Source organism: Neobacillus vireti (assembly GCF_036962345.1).
GTDB lineage: Bacteria > Bacillota > Bacilli > Bacillales > Cytobacillaceae > Neobacillus > Neobacillus vireti_A.
On sequence record NZ_JBALNB010000009.1, the window covers coordinates 153,250 to 174,629 of the forward strand.

Sequence of the window (21,380 nt, forward strand, 5' to 3'; positions counted from 1 at the left end):
CAACTTACCTTCTTTCTATAATGAAAAAAGGGAAAATGCAGTTTATTACTAAATAAATTGCATTTTCCTAATTATTACACTATCTAATCATTAAAATAAATAACCTCTGAAAGAATCTTACAGCCTGTAACCTTTTTAAAAGCCTCTTTAGCTTCTTTTTCAGAATTAAATTCAAACATTGAAATATTGTTTCCCTTTGAATAGACAGTGATTATCCACATAAACATTCATCCCCCATTGATTTTCCTTTGTTTTACATTTAATTAAGAAGGAATAATTGACAATATAATTGCAACAATTATCATAACCAAAGTCGAACCGCAAGCCCATTTAAGGAATGTCCGTTGTAAGTCCCCAAAATCTTCTCCCACCATACCGACTAATAAGTACGTTGAAGGTACAAGAGGGCTTAATAAATGGACAGGCTGCCCCAGCAATGAGGCACGCCCGATAAACTCGGGGTCAATTCCATATACACTTGCTGCTTTAGCAAGCAAAGGTAAAACACCATAGTAAAAGGCATCATTAGACATAAAGAATGTTAAAGGTGCACTAATAATCGCAGTGATAAGTGCAAATTGGGAACCAAGAACATCAGGTATATAGGAAATCATGGAGCTTGCCATGGCATCGACCATTTTCGTACCAGTCAGAATACCTGTAAAGATCCCTGCAGCAAAAACCATAGAAACTACCGATAAAGCATTATCTGCATAATTAACAATTCGTTCTCTTTGGTCACTAATTTTTGGATAATTAATCGTAATAGCCAATGCAAATCCAATCATAAACAAAACAGTTGCTGGAAGAAGCTCATTGACTAGTGCTACCAATAAAATAATCGTTAGAAAATAGTTTACTAGTATTAACTTCGGTCTTTTAAGATAAGCAGCTTCTGAAGTAGCAGCCACCTCAGCATTAATGCTGAAATCAACCTTCAGGATACCAATCCGTTTCCGTTCTTTTCTTCCTAGGCAGTAGGCCATGAACAAAACAAACGCCACTCCACCCAGCATGCTAGGAATAACTGGAATAAAAATATCTGACATCTCAAGATGTAAGGCGGTCATTGCTCTTGCAGTAGGTCCACCCCATGGAAGAAGGTTCATGACACCTGAAGCAGAAACTGCAATTCCAGCTAGTATTAAAGGTTTCATGCCAATCCGTTTATACAATGGCAGCATGGCAGAAATCGTAATCATGTATGTAGTTGTCCCATCTCCGTCAAGAGATATCAAAAGCGCAAGAACTGCGGTTCCAATTGCTATTTTTACCGGATCTCCCTTTACAACCTTTAAAATAGTGGAAATTATCGGATCAAATACTCCTGCATCAATCATAATACCGAAGAAGAGAATAGCGAAAAGGATCATAATACCCGTTGGGGCAACACTTTTTATTCCTTCAAGCGCCATTGGACCCATTTTGTTTCCAAATCCGCCAATTAATGCAAAAATAACCGGAATAACGATAAGTGCAATCATCGCGGGTAGGCGTCTGGTCATAATTAAAATCATAAATGTAAGTATCATCAAAAAACCTAATAATGCTAGCATCATTCTCACCCCTTTTGTTTGTAAATTAAATATAATCGAAATATTCAGTTGTGAAAACGTTGCCAAAATAAAGTTATTATCGTAAATTAAATTGATTTTGTACTTTTTGTTCATGTGAGTATGATTTTCCCAAACTTCAATATAAAAACAAAAAAAAGAGGCAGGCAGTGTTTTGCCATCCTCTATAATGGGTAATACTTCCTTTCCGGTCTTCCAACAATGCCATATACTACTTCTGCTTTAACTTCCTGTTTAGAAGAGAGATATTCCAAATATCTGCGTGCTGTGATTCGGGAAGCCCCAATTTTCTTCCCTACCTCCTCTGCTGAAAGTCCCTCTCTTCTTTCAGTGATTACACCCTTAATTTTTCCTAAGGTGATTTCATCAATACCTTTTGGTAACCCCGTGGTCTTTACTGCTCCTACGCTTTTATCTTTACGAAAAAAGAGGTCAACATAATCTTGATTTACTTCTTTCGTGGTTGAAAGAAGCGAGCGTTTTTTTATATACTCCTGAATGACGTCATCAAACCGTTCCATACTTACAGGTTTGATCAGATAATTCTCCACCCCATAGCTTAAAGATTTTTCTAGAAAAGCTTTATCCGTTGCAGCCGTTATCATAATTATATTAACTTTGGGAAACGTTTCACGAATGATAGGGAGAAGATCCGAACCTAGCATATCCGGCATATACACATCTAGCAGGAGCAAATCGGGAGTTTTCTGCTCCAATAATTGCAGTGTCTCCTCACCTCTTAATGCTTTTCCAACCACCTGTATATCTTTAAACTTATTCAGAAACTTTTCATGTATATCAGCGATTCTAAAATCGTCTTCTGCAATAGCCACTTTTATTCTATTCAATATTCTCAACCCCTTGCACTTTCTTCGGCAGGTAAACAGTAAAAACAGTCCCACCATTCTGGCTGCTTTGTACTTCGATCATACCATTCAATTCCTTTACAGCCTCTTCTGCGTTCGATAAGCCAAACCCCCTTGGTTCATTACTGTTTTTGGAGGAATAACCCCGTTCAAATAGAAGGAATGGTTCTACTTCCCCTATTCCTTTACCGTTATCAGAGACTTCAAAGATGATATCATTTCCGATGTCCGTTACAAAGAAACTAACGGTTGGAGTTTTACCATCATAGACAGCTTCAATGGCATTATCAATTAAGTTTCCAAGGATTACGATTAAGTTAGAGAGTGTAATATGGGGTGGTAGTATGTCTAAAAAGCTATCTGCATTTATTTCAAACTTTATCTTCTTTTCTGATGCTATTCCTATTTTCCCTAATAATATCGCCTGAACTTTAGTATCCTTAATCTGGTTAAAAACGACTGAATGCTGGAATTGTAATGTTTGTGTTTCGCTTTGTATCATATCGACCGCCTCATTATATTCTCCGAGTTGAAGTAAACCCATTAATACATACAACTTATTGGTAAATTCATGTGTTTGGGCACGGAGGTCCTCCGAATATCGTTTTACCTCTGAGATTGTATTTAACATCTGATTAATTTCTGTTTTATCACGGAAAGAAGCGACAACTCCCTTAACACCAGTATTATCATAAATGGGGCTGCTATTTACAATCACTGTTTTATCTTTCCAAACCATTTCTTTATCAATTTGGGATTTTCCTGATTTTAATACTTCATACAAATAGTTTGAAGGAAACAGTCCATCCACTTTCCTATTTCTCACTGTTCCTTTAATATCGAGAAGTCTCTTCGCCTGTTGATTCATTGTCGTAATGTTACCTTTGTTATCAATTGCTAGGATACCTTCTTTTACAGCATGTAGGATAGCGTTTTTCTCCTTATAAAGATTGGCAATTTCATATGGTTCGAGGCCAAGTGTATCCTTACGAATGTTTCTCCCAAGCAAAATGCTTCCTACGAGGGAAATTAACAGAGCAAAGAAAGATACGATAAGTACACGGAAAATTTTATTCATAATTTGCTCATGAACATCTTCAAGAAGAAAACCTACAGAAACAATCCCGATAATTTCCCCTTGTTCATTTAAAATAGGGGATTTTCCTCTGATAGATGGTCCGAGTGAGCCCGCAGCCTTAGAGACATAATATTCTCCTTTTATTAAGGCCCTATCATTATCTCCACCCGTCATTTTCTGCCCAATCATTGCTGGAATTGGATGGGAAAATCTAATCCCATCTTTATTACCAATAACGACAAATTCAGCCCCTGTTTCTGTGCGAATCTTTTCGGAAAGGGGTTGTATAGTTTTAGAAGGATCACTCATTTCAAAAGCATTAATGATATCAGGGATAAAGGATATCGTTTTCGATATTTCTAGTGCTAACCTACCTCTATTTTCCTCGATTTGTTTCCCTTCCATATAACTATAAAAACCTGTCATTAACAGGATCAATAACAAACCTAGTGAAAGAACCAGCCCGAATATTTTTGTCTGCAGCGATACCTTGATAGATTTCAGGCTGAACACCTCCTACATAAAATTCATTATTGTAATATATTTTTTATATACTACTGGTTACCACATAAACCCGCTCTGGCCGTCCTACTGTTCCATACGATAAATCAGCATCAATTTTTTCCATCGAAACTAAATGTTCAAGGTAACGTCTTGCGGTTGTTCTGCTAATCCCAATTTCTTTGGCCACACGTTCAGCTGTCAGACCCATTCCTGTATTACCTAGAACCTCGACGACTTTTTCAAGCGTCAGCGGGTCAATCCCTTTAGGCAGGTAAGATTTTTCACTAACAGCTTCATCTACTTCTCTTCGTAATAGCTTGTCTACCTGCTGCTGGGTAACATGGATATTTTCTACCCCTAGTTTTGATAGTTTAGCATGATAATCCTGATATCTTAGCAATGATTGCTTAAAACGGTCAAAAACGACTGGTTTAATAATATAATCGAAGACACCTATACTGATTGCCTCTTGCACTTTATGTATTTCTTTTGTTGCTGTAATCATAATAACATCCATTTGTTTCGTTTTCTGTTTGGTTTCTTTAAGTAAGTCAAGCCCATTCATATCGGGAAAATAAACATCGAGCAAGAGCAAATCCGGCTTCAATATATCTATTAATGTTTTAGCTTCTATATAACTCGCAGCAATCCCAACCGTTTGGAAGCCTTTTATTTGTTCTATAAACCGTTTTTGAATTTCAGCTATCCTTGAGTCATCCTCAACAATTAACACTTCGATATCGCGGTCCCCCATCCTTTACTTCCCCCTTGATTTTTGGTATTGCTACAGTGAAAATCGTTCCTTCCCCGACATTAGAAGAAACTGTGATCGAACCACCTAAACTATCAATCGCGTTTTGTACGAGACTAAGTCCAATTCCTGCATTAGACTTGGCATTCTTTGTTGAAAATCCCTCTTTAAAGATCTGATCGTGATTTTTTCGATCAATCCCTTTTCCATTATCCTCAACCTCAATAATCAAATCTTTACCTAAATCTGTTAAGAACAACAAAACTCTTTTTACCTCTTTTTCATTTTCCCTCACAGCATCAAAAGCATTATTGATGAGATTTCCAATAATCGTAACCAATACATCTCTACTAATCTCATTCGGAATGTCCTTAAAGCTGCTCTCTCTGTCTATTAAAAAATTTACTTTTAATTCGCTGGCTAAACTAATCTTTCCTAAAATAAATCCAGCTATAATTGGATCTGGAATTTCCTTCATTAAATAGTGGATGAATCCTTGGGCAACATCCACTTCTTTTGAGATAAAGTCAATGGCTTCTTTATAAGACCCCAGTTGAATCAGACCAAGAAGCGTATAAAGGCGATTTGAATATTCGTGAGTTTGTGCACGTAATCCTTCAGCATAGGATCTTACATGGGACAATTCTTGCAATAATTGGGTAAGCTCCGACTTATTACGGAAGCTGGCAACTGCACCAATGACATTGCCTTTTTTATTATTAATAGGGATACGATTTACTAAATATATCTCCCCCAAAATGATCGTTTCCTTATCATACTCTGCCTGTCCCGTTCGAACCACTTTATTTAGATGGGTATTATCAAGTACCTCTTCGATTTTCTTTCCACGCAGCAGTATTTCATTTGGGACGCCCAAAATCTTATGAGCCGTTTCGTTCACTACCGTTATTTGTCCATTGGTATCAATGGCAATAATCCCTTCATGAATAGACTCTAGAATGGCATGTTTCTCCTGATACATCCAGGCTATTTCTTTTGGTTCCAGTCCAAATATTGCTTTTTTTATATTTAAAGAGATAAAAATGGCAGCTAGCAATCCTCCTATTAAAATAAGAAAGGTAGCAGCTAAGATTTGCTTCTGAATCTTTGAAACTTTCTTTTCAATATTGGTCTGAAGATACCCGACTGAAACAACGCCAATTACTTCTCCCTGGCGAAAGATAGGTGCTTTTCCTCTTAATGATGGACCAAGTGTCCCTGTAGATGCTGAGATTACAGATTCACCTTTAAAAACACGAATATTATCTCCCCCAACCATTTTCTGTCCTATCCGATTCGGATTAGGGTGAGTATAGCGGATTTCATTCCTGTTCCCAATCACAATAAATTCCGCCCCTACTTGTTTACGAATGGCTTCTGCAATCGGTTGCAAGACTGATTGTGGTTTGTCCGCTTGAAAAGCCTGTTGTATTTCTGGCATATTCGCAATCGTTTGGGCAACAGATAATGCTTTAGAACCAATTTCTTCTTTAAGGTGGGTTTCCATCATATTTTTAAATGTAATCTCAAAAATCCCGCCAATTGAGATTATTAAAATGGATATTACTAGCATTAATTTTGTATGTAATAGCATGCAAACACCTCTATGCATATTATAATAAAAAAACTCCTTAAAAAAAGGAGTTTTCGAATTATTTAAAATAATTATCCTTCGATATTAATGATTACTACTTTTCCTCGTTTTTTTAGCAAAAGTGGTATGACAAGCCAAAGAAGGGTAATAAGGATAAAAACCAGCGAAATCGGTCGTGTTAAAAATATACTGAAGTCGCCATTAGAAATCGTTAACGCACGTCGTAAGTTATTCTCAACCATCGGCCCTAAAACCAATCCGAGAACTAGCGGGGCAATAGGATAATCATTCTTGGTTAAAAAATAACCAATGATACCGCAACCCAATAAAAGCAAGAGGTCATAAGTGGATACTTGAACTGCATAGACACCAAAAATTGAAATGGCTATGATCATAGGAATCAAAAATTTCTTCGGTGTTTGAATAATTTTTGCAAACACTCTTACAAGTGGAAGATTTAGAATTAATAGCATAATATTACCGATAAACATACTAGCAATCAGTCCCCAAGCTACCTGAGGATGGTCCTCAAATAATAATGGACCTGGCTGGACATTATACATCATTAACGCTCCCATTAATATTGCTGTTGTTCCTGACCCCGGAATCCCTAATGTTAAAAGTGGTATCATCGCACCGCCAGATGCAGCGTTATTGGCCGATTCTGGTGCCGCAACACCTGCAATAGCTCCAGTACCAAATTTCGATGGATCTTTTGATACCTTTTTTTCAAGAATATAGGAGAAAAAAGAAGCAAGAGTTGCTCCGGCACCTGGTAAAATTCCTACGAAAAAACCTAATAATGAGCCACGGACGATGGGAGCTGCAGATTCTTTTAACTCCACTTTTGATGGCAGTAAATTATTAATCTTTGCAATTTCAGCATCTTCCTCATCTTTTTCCAAGATAGTCTTAAACACTTCACCAAGTGCAAACAATCCAACTGCAATGGTTAAAAACTCAATCCCCTGATACAGCCAAGGTACATCAAAGGTAAATCTAGCAATACCTGATACACTGTCAATTCCAATCGTTCCAAGTAATAACCCACAAACCGTCATGATTAATGCTTTCGTTACCGATTTTCCAGCTAGCCCGCTAACTGCTCCGAGCCCTAAAAGCATTAAAGAAAAATATTCGGCTGGTCCAAATTTTATCGCTACAGCTGATAGTGGTTTTGCTAATAGAATTAGCGCTGCAAGTGTAACAATCCCTGCCACGAAAGATCCGATTGCCGCGATCGATAAGGCACTTCCAGCCCTTCCTTTTTTCGCCATCTGGTAACCATCTAAAGTTGTCACAACAGAAGAGGATTCCCCTGGTGTATTTAATAGAATTGAAGTCGTCGAACCCCCATACATCGCCCCATAATAGACTCCGGCAAGTAGGATAATTGCACTCGTTGCTGCTTGTTCCGGAGGAAGTCCGCCTGTAATAGAAGCTGTTACTGGAATTAGCAGGGCTACACCACTCATCGGTCCAATCCCTGGTAACACACCAACAGCGGTTCCAATCAATACCCCAACAAAAGCAAATAAGATATTATACCAAATAAGGGCTGTTCCAAATCCCTGAAGTAAGTAATCGATTGTACTCATGCTTCGATCTCCTTTCTAAAATTCTCTAGTTGCCTACGAAAACCATATTGGCCAGCCTGGAAGCGTACCTTTTAAAATCTCTACGTAAAAGAAATAAACAAATCCTGAAAAGCAGGCAGATATGATAAGGGATTGAACCCACTTTGTACGTTCCATTGTTTGAAAACAAACAAATAAAAATAGAAAGGTAGTGATGACATACCCGATTGTTTCCAACGTCAAAATATAAAACAATGTCGCTATAAAGATGATTAAAAATGGCTTGTACAATAATTTTTCTTTTGAACCCTGTTGATTTTGCTTTTGGAATGTTTCATAAAATAAACGGATACTTAATAATACAAGTATGCTTCCAAGAATTAATGGAAATATATCTGGACCAACAGCACTTCCATAGGACGAGCTTCCAAGCTGCTGGCTACCAATGATAAAAAGAACACCTATCGCGAGAAACAATATGGAGGCAATGCGATCAAATTGAATAATCATTTGAAATCCCCTTTCAAGAAACAATACCGGGAAGGAGAGTTTGTCCCCTTCCCTCACCTTTTACTTCTGCATACCTAATGCTTCTAGTAATTGCTGTACTTGGCTTTCTTGCTCATCTAAGAACTTTGTAAAATCAGCACTATTCTTGTATTCTAATTCCCAGCCTTGTGTCTCTACTTCTTTCTTCCATTCAGGAGAGTTCACGAGCGTTTCAATGGATGTTTCCCAATAAGCTTTTGCCTCTTTTGACATTTTTTCCGGTCCAAAAACTCCGCGCCAAATGGTGAATTCTGCATCCACATCTTGTTCTACTGCCGTTGGCACATCCTTAAAATCGCCAGCTAAACGTTCTTCAGAAGTAATCGCCAGCACACGAATCTTACCCGCCTTTAGAAATTCCTTTACGCTGGAGGCATCAGTACCAATTACATCTGCGTTACCACCAAGAAGTGCTGTAACTGCTTCTCCACCGCCATCATAGGAAACGTATTTCACTTTTGTTGGATCCACTCCATACTTATAAGCTGGAAGAATAGAAATTAAATGGTCCATTGAACCTGGTGCTGAACCTCCAGCAAATGTTAGTTTACTAGGATCCTTTTTTACTTCTTCCAAAACTGACTTTAAGTCTTTAAAAGGGGAATCGGCTTTTACGACTATGGCACCAAAATCTTTTGTCAACTGCGCTAAAGGTGTAGTATTTTTGTAGCCATATGGACTATTTCCTTCTTTTTTCAAATTGTTAATTACAATTGGTGGTGAATTGACAAAGAGCATATCGTTATTTTCAACTTGCTGGGTAGCATATTCAGCCATAAAGACAGCACCGCCGCCACCAGGTTTATTCTCAACCGTTAAAGGCTGTTCTACAATCTTTGTTTCACTTAAAACTTTTGTAAACGAACGGGCGGTTAAATCCCATCCCCCACCTGCTCCAGAAGGTGCTACAACTGTAATTGCTTTTGTAGGATAACCTGTACTTTCTTCCTTCTTGTCTGGGCTTGCTGTTTCTTTGCTGCTGCATGCACCAAGAGTTAGTGCCAATGCCCCAGCACACATAAATGTTGAGATTTTTTTAATAGAAATCATTTGTAATTCCCCCTTGTAAATGTTTTCTTAATTTTATAAAATTTTTGAATATTTTACAGGTTATACATTTAAACAGCATTAAAAACTTAATAATCATTTTGTTCATTTTGTTTACAAGGAAACTCCATAAACTTTTTCTGGAGCAGTAGAAAATAATTTAATAATCTAGCAAAAATAAAAGGATTGAACTGTATGGTACACAGTTCAATCCTCCATTAAATTAATTAACTTCCCATGCCGGGTACACAACAAAAGCCGGCACTTTTTTGCTAGTACCGGACTTTCAAGTTATTACAAATTATTACACACAATGTGCTGTATTTAATTGTTTGACAATGTGAGTACCTTGTTTTTCGTTCATAGCATCTCTTAAACTTTCTGGGTTTGTAATAACTACCCTCTTTCCACCCTTTTCCAAAAAGCTTAGACTGGCTTCAATTTTTGGCAGCATACTTCCTTGTGGAAAGTGGTTTTCAAGAACATATTGTTTTGTCTCTTCTACTGAAATTTTTTCTAGGGCTAATTGATTAGGTTTTCCAAAATTTATACATACTCTAGGAACTCCCGTTGTAATAATTAAAGTCTCAGCATTAACTTGTTCCGCTAACAGACTGGTAGCAAAATCTTTATCAATTACCGCATCAACACCGAAATACTCATTCTCTCTTGTCTTTACAACCGGAATCCCGCCGCCGCCAGCTGCAATCACAACATATCCAGCATTTACTAACGATTTGATTGCTTCTTTTTCAACAATATCAATTGGTTTTGGTGATGGAACCACTCGACGATAACCACGTCCGGAATCTTCTATAAAAATCCATTCAGGATGTTCCATTTTCATTTCTTCAGCTTGTTCTAAAGTAAAGAATGAACCAACCGGTTTAGTTGGATTTTCAAAATTCGGATCATTAATGTCAACTTCAACTTGGGTAATGATTGTTGCAACTTTTTTATTAATACCTCTTTTAGTAAATTCATTTGTTAATGCCTGTTGAATTTGGTATCCAATTCCACCCTGTGTATCTGCTACGCAATTGACAAGTGGCACATCAGGCATACTCGCAATTTCATTTGCAATTTCAGACCTTCTAAGTCCAAATCCAACCTGTGGTCCATTTCCATGTGTTACAACTACATTGTATCCTTCTTGAACCATATCCGCGATGTTAACGGCTGTTTCTTGAACAGCTTCATATTGATCTTGAACAGAGTCGCGACCATTGTCTCGGACTAGAGAGTTCCCACCAATAGCAACAATAACTAATTTCCTCATCGGTTACCCCCCTGTGATTCTAATTGTTTGTTTAACAATTCAAGTGATTGGTTCTTATGCAATTGATATAATGGATTTGTCGGGTCGTTTGCAATCGCATTTTCAATTGCCTCAATCGCTGCTTCATGCTTTCCAAGGGATCTCAAACTGTTTGCCTTATGGAAAGAAAAATCATATCTGTGTGGCTGAAGTGCTAATAGCTTATCCATTTCGGCTACCGCTTCCTCGTGTCTGCCTAGTTCTCTTAGATAATTTGATTTATGGTAACGGTAAAATGTTTCAATAGAATCTAATTCACATGCTTTGTCATATTCAGCTAGTGCTTCTTCAGGTTTTTTCATTAACCTTAAGCAATTTGCGGTATAGAAATAATAATCAAGGTCATTCGGATTAAGGTCTAGCGCTTTTTTATATTCTTCGAGTGCTTCCTCATAACGCTTGAGTTCTTGCAAAGAATAGCCTTTATAGAAATACAAATCTAGATTATTTGGTTCTGTCTCGATAGCTTGATTCATTTCTGAAATTGCTTCTTCATATTTATCATCTAAATATAACGCTTTTGCTTTGTTAATAATTTCATTTTGTTCAACATACTCATTAGTAAGAATCTGTACTACTTTTTCATGCTTCAATTCTTTGGAGTGCTGAAGTGAAGACTTCCCATCTCGATCTGGTAAATTTCCATCAGCTCCTGCTTTTACTAGTAATTCAATGATCATGGAATATAAGCGGCCGCCGTTACCCAAAATTACTGACTCTAAAAGAGCTGACCAGCCTAAATTATTGGCATGATTAACAGGGATACCTGCTTCCAAACATCTTTGTACTGTTTTAAGATAGCCTTTTTCACTAGAAGGTAATAAGGCCGTACCGCCAAATCGGTTTACGCTATTTAAATCTGCGCCATAATGGAGCATTTCGCTTAAAATTTCATGAAAGCCATTGGCACCTGAACAAATAAATGGTGTCAATTGTGTAATATCTCTTGCGTTTACATCACTGCCAGCTATTAATAACAGTTTTACAACTGCAAGCTGATTTTTCTGTGTAGCAGCCATTAAAGCTGTTCGGCCATCTGCGTCTTTTAAAGCAACGTCAGCCCCGTTTTCTAATAATTGTTTTACTGCGTCTATATCTCCACGTTCACTTGCAAAAATTAGCTCCATGTTTTGATTCATCATCATTCTCCCCTTTTAACCATTCATTCGTCATATATAAATTTCACCTTCGAAAGCCTGATGAGTTTTAACTATCGAAGGTGAATTCTAAAGGTTTCATCACGCTACATTTTTTCCGGTTTCAAGTTTTGGCTGGGCCTTACTTCTATCCATCGCATATTTGATGACAAATATGCCTGCAATCATTAGATAGGCAAAGAAAAATTCTACTGAAGAACCTTTAGCAAATGCGACTGTTGGAGAGTGGATAAAACCAACGACGGACAATACAGATGCTATTGTTGCGGCGATAGCACCCCGTATCGGTTTGTCGGTGATAGCAAAAATCGCTATACATCCCCATAACAGACTGGCAATCGGTGCACCATTTCCTAAATGAGACAATCCTTCATAATAAACCCCTTTGCTAGCTAGCTTATCAAGACCAATTGTACCCGCAGCAGTTCCAGCTGCACCTAAAACATTATTAGCAAGTGTGAGAGCCCAGTTTGCAATCCATGGGAATAATGCAATGAAGATAACTGGTACTTCGAGTTTCGGAGTTTCTCGAACAACTTGGTTGGCCGTTACGACTCCAATATATACTAGGATTGGAGCGATGGCATAAACCGGAATGATCGCTAACAAAAATGCTCCAATACCGAAAAGTGAAAGAATTAACATCGATATACCCGTTGCTACAGTATAACCAATACCGGCGCCCATTGATTTCCACCCTGGGTGCCCAACATATACAGTTACTGGATATGGATTTCCAAATGCTGCACCAATACAAGATGCAACTCCATTTGTTAACATGACTTGCCTTGTATTATAATCATCCCCTGCAGTAGAGGCACTTTCAATGTTCTCCAAGTCAAACACATAGTTAGAAAGACCTAGTGGTATTGCTGATGCCAAGTACGGAAGGGCATGTGGCAATCCTTGCATAAAACCATCAATATTTAATGATGGGGGATTGAATCCAAATGATGCCAGTGATTGTGAAATTGCACCAGGCTCCATTAAACCTAAGGCCCAGGCGATGCCTGTCCCTACAGCTAGTAATAAAAACCCTGTTGGTATTTTTGCAAAGACCGGTGATTTACCAAACCAGTTAATAAAAATGATAATTAATACAGCAAAAGCAACCATCGGCGCTTCAAACGCTTGTAACATCGGATTCATAGCTAATAACAACAGTCCAAGACCAGCTAAACATGATAATAAGACTGTTTTAGGAATGACTTTTCTGATGGTATCACCCAATAATGATCCAAAAATTAGGATCATTGCTTCCACGAAACACCAGACTAGTGCAATCCCAATGGCAAATTCATAATCTTTTGTTTGAGTATAAACTGGCAAAATAACTAAAAAAGTTACCGTGAATATTGACGGTGCACTTGGGCCCGAAGGCAATGCAGTTACATCCGTCCTACCCGTTTTTTTAGCTAGTCGATAAGCAAAATATCCATAAGCACAACTTGCGATAAATATCCCCATACCAAAAGCTGGTGCAATTTTTCCATAAACAACTTCTTTCGGAATACCCACGACGAAAATTAATAATGACATCATGGTTAAAAGATTGGTTAAGTTATTGGCAAGTAAGCCGAAATAAGCAGCTAAGTCGCCTTTTTTCCAAAGTTTAATAGATTGATCCATTAAGTTTCACCTCTAATTTCTATTTAATTTGTTGAATGTGAAAGAATTATTTAGGACATTTTTACTTATATTGCCTCCTTTTTACTGCAGAGAATCATTCCTGTCTCCTGAAGACTTGTGTTAAATCAAAGAGTGAAAAAATAACATTTGGTAACCCCTTACATGTTTTATTTTAGTCTGTAAGCCTTTCTGGGTCATTGGCCACCAAAACCAAAAAGAATGGTGTCCATTTAGGCAAGTTATACAATAATGTTTGTACAAAATATGTCCTGAATTATAGATTAAAAACACTAGGATTATTTGTTATTTTGCACAATCCTTTTCATTGCATTATTTAACTATTTTTTTTAGTATTAATTGAAACAATTATTAGACAGGGTGTGTAATAAAAGTGAAAAACACAGTTATTTATAAAGAAGAAGTAAATTTCTCATTGAAGGCAGATTTTTATGAGACAAACCAAGAAAATGCTCCAGTCGTTATCTATATTCATGGCGGTGGATTAATTTGGGGGACAAGAGAAGAAATAAGTGAAGAAATGATCAAACTATACACCAGCAATGGATTCTCACTTTTTTCAATTGATTATAGGCTGGCTCCTTCAACAAAGCTGTCAGAAATTCTTAAAGATATTGAGGATTCAATCCTTTGGATTCAAATAGAAGGACCAAAACAATTTTCAATAGACCCCAAGAAAATTGCCGTTATAGGAAGCTCCGCGGGTGGTTTTTTAGCTCTTACTACAGGTACATTTACTCATAAGCCCCGTGCGATTGTTTCCTTTTACGGATATGGAGATCTTGTTGGGAGCTGGGCTACAAGCCCAAGTAAATATTATTGTCAAAAGGATAATGTTTCAAAGGAAATTGCTTACAAACTTATCACAAATAAAGTACTAACTGAGGCCTCAGTAGAAGAACGGTTTTTGTTTTACGTTTACGCAAGACAGTATGGAGTCTGGATTGAAGAAATTACAGGTGTTAATCCTGTATACAATAAAGAAGCCCTCTACTCATTTTGTCCGAATCGTAATGTTACAAAAGAATATCCACCAACTCTATTATTACACGGCACGAAGGATACGGATGTTCCATACGAACAGTCAGTATTTATGAGGGCTGCCATAATCAAAGAATCAGTTGAAGCAAAACTGATTACAATTCCAAATGGTGAGCACGCATTTGATAAAAACTTCCAAAATCCGATTGTTCAAAATGCACTAAAACAAGTTATTGATTTCTTAAAAACCCACCTGAGTTAAGTAACATCAAAAAGCCCAGCAGAATAATATTCCAAGCTGGGCTTTTTTTATTTAAGTTTGAATATTATTGAATGTTTTCACTTAAAGCTAGCAATGCTTTTTCGAAAGCTTCAACTGGAGGATAAGTAATTCCTGCACCTATCATTCCGATTCCTGCCTCTTTATGAGCGATTGCAGTATTAATGACTGGCATAATACCTGTTTGAGCAACCTTACGGACATCAATTCCTGTTGGGATTCCCATAAAGTCAAGTACTGGAATAGTCACGTTGGGATTCTCAGTTGTGGTAATTTCCTTCATTTTAGTCGTATAACCAATAGCTTCTTCTGGTGTTCCACCAACTAATGCAACAATTGCTGGAGCTGTTGCCATTGCAAATCCACCAAAACCATAAGTTTCTGTGATGGCACTGTCCCCGATATCAAGTCCAGAATCCTCTGGCTTGTAGCCTGCAAACATTGGACCTATAACTTTTTGTGCAGGGCCAGTAAACCATTTGTTTCCAGGCATTCCACTAACACGGATACCGAATTCAACACCATTCCGCGCCATAGTGGTAACAACTGTACTGTTTTCAATGCCGTGAGCAGCATCTAGTGCACATTTCGCCATCGCCATCCAAGTAGGACCAGAGAAGTAATCACTGCTTGCAACAAAATCAAATACTTCTTTCTTCTGTTCGATTGTATAATCTGTCTGTATAATATACGGAGTTAAAGCTTGAATTAATAACGTTGTACCCGCAACATTTCGGTTATGACACTCGTCTCCCATATGAAGTGCTTGAGCAAGCATTAAACGTAAGTCAATTCCATTTGGATTAAGTTTCATGGCGTCACGTAAAATTGGTCCGAAAACATCGCGCATCCAAATCAAACGATCAATAACACTTTGGTCATTTGCTCCCATTCGAAGGATTTTCGCTAATTGTTCACTTAAATTGGTATATGCAATATTTCCATATGTTTTGTTTTCCACTATATGCATAAACATCGACGCAGATGTAACACCAGCCATTGAACCTACACAGTTATGTTCATGACATGGTGAAAAAGTGATTTCACCGGACGCCGCAAGTTCGGCCGCTTCCTCTACATCCTTTGCTAACCCTTCAAATACGATGGCACCAGTAACAGCGCCTTTCATAGGACCATTCATTTTATCCCAAGTAATTGGGGGTCCAGCATGAAGAATCGTGGTTTTTGTCATACCTGGTACGCAATTAATAGCTTGATCATAACCAATTAAAACGGGTTGAGAATTAATAATTCTTTCAACTGCTAAGCTATTAGCTGCTTCGATTTTTTCCAAGAGTTCAGGACTCTCAAACTTGTCAAGTGCATCAATTAATTCCGGGTTTCCTCTGCCTGGCGGTGTCCATTCTAAATGAATAACTTCAGCACCTTGATGTAATAAATCATCTTTAAAGGACTCAATTCCTACATTAATAACATGTGGTTTACTTTTAAATAAATCGCTAATTCTACTCATGCATATTCTCCCTTCACAACAAATTCTCTAGCCAATAAACCGGCATTTTGCATGCTGCTGGCATGTGTTACTCCTGCAGCTAATAATTTATCAATTTGCTCTTGATAATTTTGCGGATCTAGTTCTGTTCCAAGAACATAACCAATAATTTCCAAATGCCTTCCTTCTTGTTCCGCTTGTTGTTTCGCTTCCATGATTGCTGGCAAGAAAGCTCCAACTGGGTCTTCATGAGCTCCATAGCCGATAACAAAGTCCATCACAATAGCACCAACAGATGGATCTTTTGCTTCTTGAATAAATCTTTCAAGACGTGTAGATGGATCAATCATTGGGTGTGGCTTTCCTTGTGTATATTCATCATCACCAAAGTCAATGAAGGTATGTTCCTTGCTGATATAACGGTCTTTTAAACGGTACTCAGGATTTCTTTGAATGTTGCTATAAACATTATCAAATTTCTCTAAAGCAGCATGCATTGCCTCATCTGCAAGCGTTCCGCCGCTGAAAAGTCCGCGAATGTATTTCTGTTCCGGAGTTAACTTTGTGCGAACTTCATCAATAAGCGGAATGTTTAATGCACGTTTGTTTAACTTGCTTTCATCTGCCCCTGCTAATATTACCGCTTTAAGCGCTGCTTCTTTAGACATTTTCGCAAAATAAGCGCCAGTTGCCGTTATTTTTTCTTCGTTCCCGCCAACAAACCAAACGACAACTGGTTTTTTACAGGTTTTAATTTTGTCTAATACTTTTTCTTCCACACATGGTGCAGGTGGCTTGGAAATAACGACAATGACTTTTGTCTCTTCATCGTTTTCAAGAGCTTGAATACCGTCAAGCATCATAATTCCACCAACTTCTTCCTTTAAATCTCTGCCGCCGGTTCCAATTAATTGAGAGATCCCCATGCCAAATTCATGAATGCGGACACTTACCTCTTGGCTGCCAGTTCCTGATGCGCCAACAATACCGATATTCCCTTTTCTTACTGCGTTTGCGAAGCAAAGAGCTGTATTGCCGATAATCGCTGTTCCACAATCAGGACCCATCATCAATAGGCCTTTTTCATGGGCTAATTCCTTTAATTCAATTTCTGTTTCAATGCTAACATTGTCGCTAAACATCATGACATGCAAATCATTTTCAAGAGCCTTTTTCGCCTCTCGAGCTGCATAAGCACCATTCACAGCAATAATGGCCAAATTTGCTTCCGGGTTATTTCCTGCAGCAGAAGAAATAGTAGAATATTTTATATCATTTTTCCCTTTTTTACCTGAATTCTTTTTTGTAAATAAATCATTAATTTTTTCGAAAGCGGTTTCGCATAATTCGTCAGTTGCAGCTTTGACAACAATCATTAAATCACTCGCACCCGCTACCTCTACTTCAGGTGTCATTAATCCGACATTTTTTATCACCTCTTTATTCATATCTGTACCCATTGCAATAATGGTCTGCTCCACTTCTTCAATTTGATTCGCTTTTGTGGAAAGCGACATTAAAGATACTGAATCGAAATATGTGTTTGGCTTAATCAATGCTTGTACTAACATGCTTTTCCTCCTGCTCTAATATTTGCCTCCATTCCGAATACAATGCCTAAAGCGATATCTGTTCCGGATGAAGAACCTATGTTTAATAATTTATTTAAAGAGAGAATTAAGTCTTTATCATCCTCAACAAATAGGGAGTTAAGCAATGAAATAATAGACTCTCTCACTTTACCAATTGCTGCTTTTTTCAAAGTCATGTAACTAATGTCATTCGTTAAGGTTTTTGCTTTCTTTAAAACTCCTTCACAAAATGATCGGTAAGGATAAAAAGGGCTGTTTTTAATATTAAAAATAGAAAATAACCCAGTTAAAAAATCATCCCCAGAAGGAGTTAACCCAGGCCCAAGGCCTAGAAGTGAAACCGCATGTGGCAATGCAGATGAAATCCGATCATTTAGTAATTCGTTGTAAAGTAAAAGAGTTCTTTTCTGAAGCATATTCGAGACTTCTGCTTCAAAAGAATTTTGGGGTATTACGTTTTTTTGTATTCCGCCGCCTACACCATGAATATTAATATGTTCCTTCATTTTCACTAAATTTCGTTTCAGAATTTCCATATTGTTTGGGTATGTTGGTAAAATACTTTCCCATATATTGACTTTATCAATTGAAATAGTCAGCTTATCCCCAATAAACAAGAAATTTTTCACAACACGTACCGGGTCATTTACTGCTATTTTCTTGGACTTCATATTATCAACATTAATGATTAAAGTATTAGGGCCGTTATCAAGTTTTCTGCATGCAATGGTATATAAATTGCCATTTTCGAAACATTTAATATTGAATGTCCGATTGAATGTACTATGCACAAAACCAGTGAATTTTGAGTTATTAATATCTTTTATAAAATCTGAATCACCAGAGATTGCAATAATCATGAGTAACACCCCAAAAAATCAAGAATTATTCAGTCCTATAAACTTTTTTAGCAGATCAAACCTCCTTTTAAAAAGAAATAAGCTATCTGCTTACATTTTTATTTTAGATAATATGCATAACACCGTCATCGTTTAAAAAATCCAAAAAGCTATGCATTCAATTGTGCAAATCGTACAATTGATTGTGTTTAAATTATGTCTAAGGAATGGCTCCAAGTAAGCCATATTTTAATTCCAAATAGTTACACTCCATAAAAAAGGAGATGTTAGAGTCCCTCCTACATCTCCAATCCAATTATTTAGTTAATTTTTCATCATTCAGTTTCTAAATAATTTCACGACGATTCCCACTAATTATGATTTAATTTACAGCTTCAAGAAAGCCTGATGCTAGAACGCCTTTATGCAGAACGGCAGCACGCTTAGGCAGACGGGCGACTGTTTCGGCAGAACAGCTTGCAGGAACTAGTACAGCATTTGCAGGGTCCCCAACCTTCGGCCATATTTGCTTTCCGGACTCATCTAAAGGTGTTATGCCTCCGGTAGCTAGGGAAAGGGCACGGGATAGCGTGTATTCGTGTTTCCATCCATAAAGCTGTGCAGCAAGATGAGCTTTTTGCAAGGTATCTCCAATTCCGAATGGATCCCATTGATCGGTAATACTATCATTACCCAGCAGCACTTTAACCCCTTTCTGCTGGAGAAGCGGAATTGGCATAACCCCCTTTCCAATTGGTACGGATGACGCGATGGATATTCCCTGGTAGGCGAGAAGGTTTGCCATCTCCTCATCCTCTCCAGCTGGTAAAGACGCTAAGGAGAACGCATGACTGACCGTCACTTTGCCCTGTAGACCAGCTTGTTCGGTTAGATCTGCCAATAGTCTAATCGCCTTAATTCCAGTTTCTCCACCTTCATGGAGGTGGATATCAATTCCTGCTTTATAGTCGGCAGCAATTTGGACCATCGTATTCAATGATTTTTCCATATTCCCATCAACCAAGGTTGGATCTAGCCCGCCAACATGGGTAACTCCAAGCTGCATTGCGTCACGGATCAAACCCTCTACATTTGAACGAAGCAATCCATGCTGAGGAAAGGCCACGATTTCATGTGTTATTTTATCGGAGTAGTTCGCTAATGCTTTTTTCAGATTCTCGAGATTCTTTAACCCTACAACCTGATCGATATTGCAATGGCTTCTAACGTATGTTGAACCATAACTGAGAATCAGCTCAATTAATTTCTCTGCACGCTCCTGAGCAGTTGGCAGAAGCTCCAGTAACAGTGTCTGTTCTAATTCAATCATATCAAAAATACCGTTTTTTCTCAGATGGGCTGCTTTCCAAGGACCGCCATAATAGGTTTTATCCAAATGAATATGCATATCTCTAAAAGAAGGAAGTAATAGCATACCTTTGGCATCATAACGATCTAAATTTTTATTGTATGTAGCCTTAGTATCTAGTATCCTGTTAATCTTGCCATTGGTAATTTGGAGGTTGCGTAATACAGTTTCCGTCGCAACAACTAGACCGTTTTCATACTTATAACCACTTTCTAAACGGACATTTAGTAACATATAGTGGCTATTTTTCCCTGGTTTTTTGCTATTAACTCTGACCTCCGCATTCGCGACGTTCTCTTGTGGTAAAAATAAATCCATCGTGCCTGTGACGCCAAGAACAGCGGAGGCGCCTCCAATTTTACCAGCATTACTCAGAAACTTTCTGCGTGAAAAACCTTCAATTTCCTTAACCAACTAAAATTCCTCCTCATGTAAATATAAATTTCTAAATACTTGGGTAACAATTTAAGCCATAAACTATAGAAATTATAATATATAATTATCGCTCCTTAGGATGGGGCGATTATCAGATTGATTCTCAACTGTGAGCTTTGTATTTAACGATTAGCTTTATATGCTGCATAATAAGGGAAGCTGAGTACAACGGAAAGAAAGACAATGATAATTACCGTTACTCTTAAATTAAAAGGAAGATTAGCTTGACTGAAAATGAATAACAATCCTGCTATCAAAAGAGAAAATAGTAACCTGCTTTGTATCGTAATTTGATGTCTTGTTTCACATTTCCTACATACAAGTGGTTTATAATTCCAACGGATAGTTTTTTGTATTTCTTTCCATGTAAATTGACGTTTACAAGCTTCACACTTTTGTATTCCCAATACAAACACCTCTCTTTTTCAGGAAATCTAACAAATGCTTAATTGACCTATCTAATTTCAAAAATGTCAAAGTCTAGCACATTATGGTATAGAGCCGAGAGTAAGTTTTTTAATCTGCTATTCTCTTTCTTCCAAAACCCTTATGATTTTATTTTAGATACTATCTATAATTTTGTCTTCGGGTACAAACAACAAAAAAACTTAATTTTAATTAGGCACCATGTACAATAAAATACGACTAAATTATGTCATTGGTATAAGTACCACAATTAACAAGTGGTACAGTTGGATTCCTGCTACTTCATCTCTTCTTAAAAAAAGCTTATAAGCCATAAAAACTGAAATAGTTTATGAAAAACATG

The 21,380-nt window shown here is 37.5% G+C and carries 18 protein-coding genes; 1 reads left to right on the forward strand and 17 read right to left on the reverse strand.

The features are described from left to right. Positions 1 to 83: 83 nt before the first annotated feature. From V7108_RS11495 to V7108_RS11550, 12 genes are all read right to left on the reverse strand, one after another. Positions 84 to 221, reverse strand: a complete 138-nt coding sequence (locus V7108_RS11495) for a hypothetical protein (protein WP_335568312.1) — start codon at positions 219 to 221, stop codon at positions 84 to 86. Positions 222 to 263: 42 nt separating this feature from the next. Beyond that, positions 264 to 1,670, reverse strand: a complete 1,407-nt coding sequence (locus V7108_RS11500) for a CitMHS family transporter (RefSeq protein WP_335568313.1) — start codon at positions 1,668 to 1,670, stop codon at positions 264 to 266. A 68-nt stretch (positions 1,671 to 1,738) separates the two neighbouring features. Continuing rightward, complete coding sequence (locus tag V7108_RS11505; RefSeq protein WP_335568314.1) at positions 1,739 to 2,422, reverse strand: response regulator; 684 nt, start codon at positions 2,420 to 2,422, stop codon at positions 1,739 to 1,741. Beyond that, complete coding sequence (locus V7108_RS11510) at positions 2,415 to 3,923, reverse strand: sensor histidine kinase (protein WP_335568315.1); 1,509 nt, start codon at positions 3,921 to 3,923, stop codon at positions 2,415 to 2,417. Before V7108_RS11510 ends, V7108_RS11505 begins: the two co-directional genes overlap by 8 nt. 142 nt (positions 3,924 to 4,065) lie before the next feature. Next, the gene (locus V7108_RS11515; RefSeq protein ID WP_335568316.1) at positions 4,066 to 4,776 is read right to left on the reverse strand and encodes a response regulator; all 711 of its coding nucleotides are present in this window, start codon (positions 4,774 to 4,776) and stop codon (positions 4,066 to 4,068) included. Next, the gene (locus V7108_RS11520) at positions 4,742 to 6,367 is read right to left on the reverse strand and encodes a sensor histidine kinase (RefSeq protein WP_335568317.1); all 1,626 of its coding nucleotides are present in this window, start codon (positions 6,365 to 6,367) and stop codon (positions 4,742 to 4,744) included. The genes V7108_RS11515 and V7108_RS11520 overlap by 35 nt, the downstream gene beginning before the upstream one ends. 71 nt (positions 6,368 to 6,438) lie before the next feature. Next, a complete protein-coding gene (locus V7108_RS11525; RefSeq protein ID WP_335514039.1) occupies positions 6,439 to 7,965 on the reverse strand; it encodes a tripartite tricarboxylate transporter permease in 1,527 nt (508 codons plus the stop codon). 33 nt (positions 7,966 to 7,998) lie between these two features. Beyond that, on the reverse strand, positions 7,999 to 8,454 hold the full coding sequence (locus V7108_RS11530; RefSeq protein WP_335514036.1) for a tripartite tricarboxylate transporter TctB family protein: 456 nt from the start codon (positions 8,452 to 8,454) through the stop codon (positions 7,999 to 8,001). A gap of 60 nt (positions 8,455 to 8,514) precedes the next feature. Then, entirely contained in the window at positions 8,515 to 9,543 is a 1,029-nt protein-coding gene (locus V7108_RS11535; RefSeq protein ID WP_335568318.1) for a Bug family tripartite tricarboxylate transporter substrate binding protein, read from the reverse strand. A gap of 301 nt (positions 9,544 to 9,844) precedes the next feature. Continuing rightward, positions 9,845 to 10,819 (reverse strand): carbamate kinase, encoded by a 975-nt coding sequence (arcC, locus tag V7108_RS11540; protein WP_335514029.1) that lies wholly within the window; start codon positions 10,817 to 10,819, stop codon positions 9,845 to 9,847. Next, entirely contained in the window at positions 10,816 to 11,997 is a 1,182-nt protein-coding gene (locus V7108_RS11545) for a tetratricopeptide repeat protein (protein WP_335514026.1), read from the reverse strand. The genes arcC and V7108_RS11545 overlap by 4 nt, the downstream gene beginning before the upstream one ends. 99 nt (positions 11,998 to 12,096) lie before the next feature. Then, on the reverse strand, positions 12,097 to 13,644 hold the full coding sequence (locus V7108_RS11550; RefSeq protein WP_335514023.1) for a xanthine permease: 1,548 nt from the start codon (positions 13,642 to 13,644) through the stop codon (positions 12,097 to 12,099). Positions 13,645 to 14,035: 391 nt separating this feature from the next. Between V7108_RS11550 and V7108_RS11555 the strand changes: the two genes are divergently transcribed. Next, positions 14,036 to 14,905, forward strand: a complete 870-nt coding sequence (locus V7108_RS11555) for an alpha/beta hydrolase (protein ID WP_335516885.1) — start codon at positions 14,036 to 14,038, stop codon at positions 14,903 to 14,905. A 64-nt stretch (positions 14,906 to 14,969) separates the two neighbouring features. Here the strand turns inward: V7108_RS11555 and V7108_RS11560 are convergent, their stop codons facing one another. From V7108_RS11560 to V7108_RS26920, 5 genes are all read right to left on the reverse strand, one after another. After that, positions 14,970 to 16,397, reverse strand: coding sequence for a DUF1116 domain-containing protein (locus V7108_RS11560; RefSeq protein ID WP_335568319.1), 1,428 nt, complete (start codon positions 16,395 to 16,397; stop codon positions 14,970 to 14,972). Then, positions 16,394 to 17,947 (reverse strand): acyl-CoA synthetase FdrA, encoded by a 1,554-nt coding sequence (fdrA, locus tag V7108_RS11565; RefSeq protein ID WP_335568320.1) that lies wholly within the window; start codon positions 17,945 to 17,947, stop codon positions 16,394 to 16,396. Before fdrA ends, V7108_RS11560 begins: the two co-directional genes overlap by 4 nt. Then, positions 17,941 to 18,828: a DUF2877 domain-containing protein gene (locus V7108_RS11570; RefSeq protein WP_335568321.1), complete on the reverse strand. Its 888-nt coding sequence runs from the start codon at positions 18,826 to 18,828 to the stop codon at positions 17,941 to 17,943. The genes fdrA and V7108_RS11570 overlap by 7 nt, the downstream gene beginning before the upstream one ends. A 361-nt stretch (positions 18,829 to 19,189) precedes the next feature. Beyond that, positions 19,190 to 20,590, reverse strand: coding sequence for an amidohydrolase (locus V7108_RS11575; RefSeq protein ID WP_335516874.1), 1,401 nt, complete (start codon positions 20,588 to 20,590; stop codon positions 19,190 to 19,192). A gap of 143 nt (positions 20,591 to 20,733) precedes the next feature. After that, positions 20,734 to 21,027: a TIGR04104 family putative zinc finger protein gene (locus tag V7108_RS26920; protein WP_420489089.1), complete on the reverse strand. Its 294-nt coding sequence runs from the start codon at positions 21,025 to 21,027 to the stop codon at positions 20,734 to 20,736. Positions 21,028 to 21,380 lie beyond the last annotated feature (353 nt).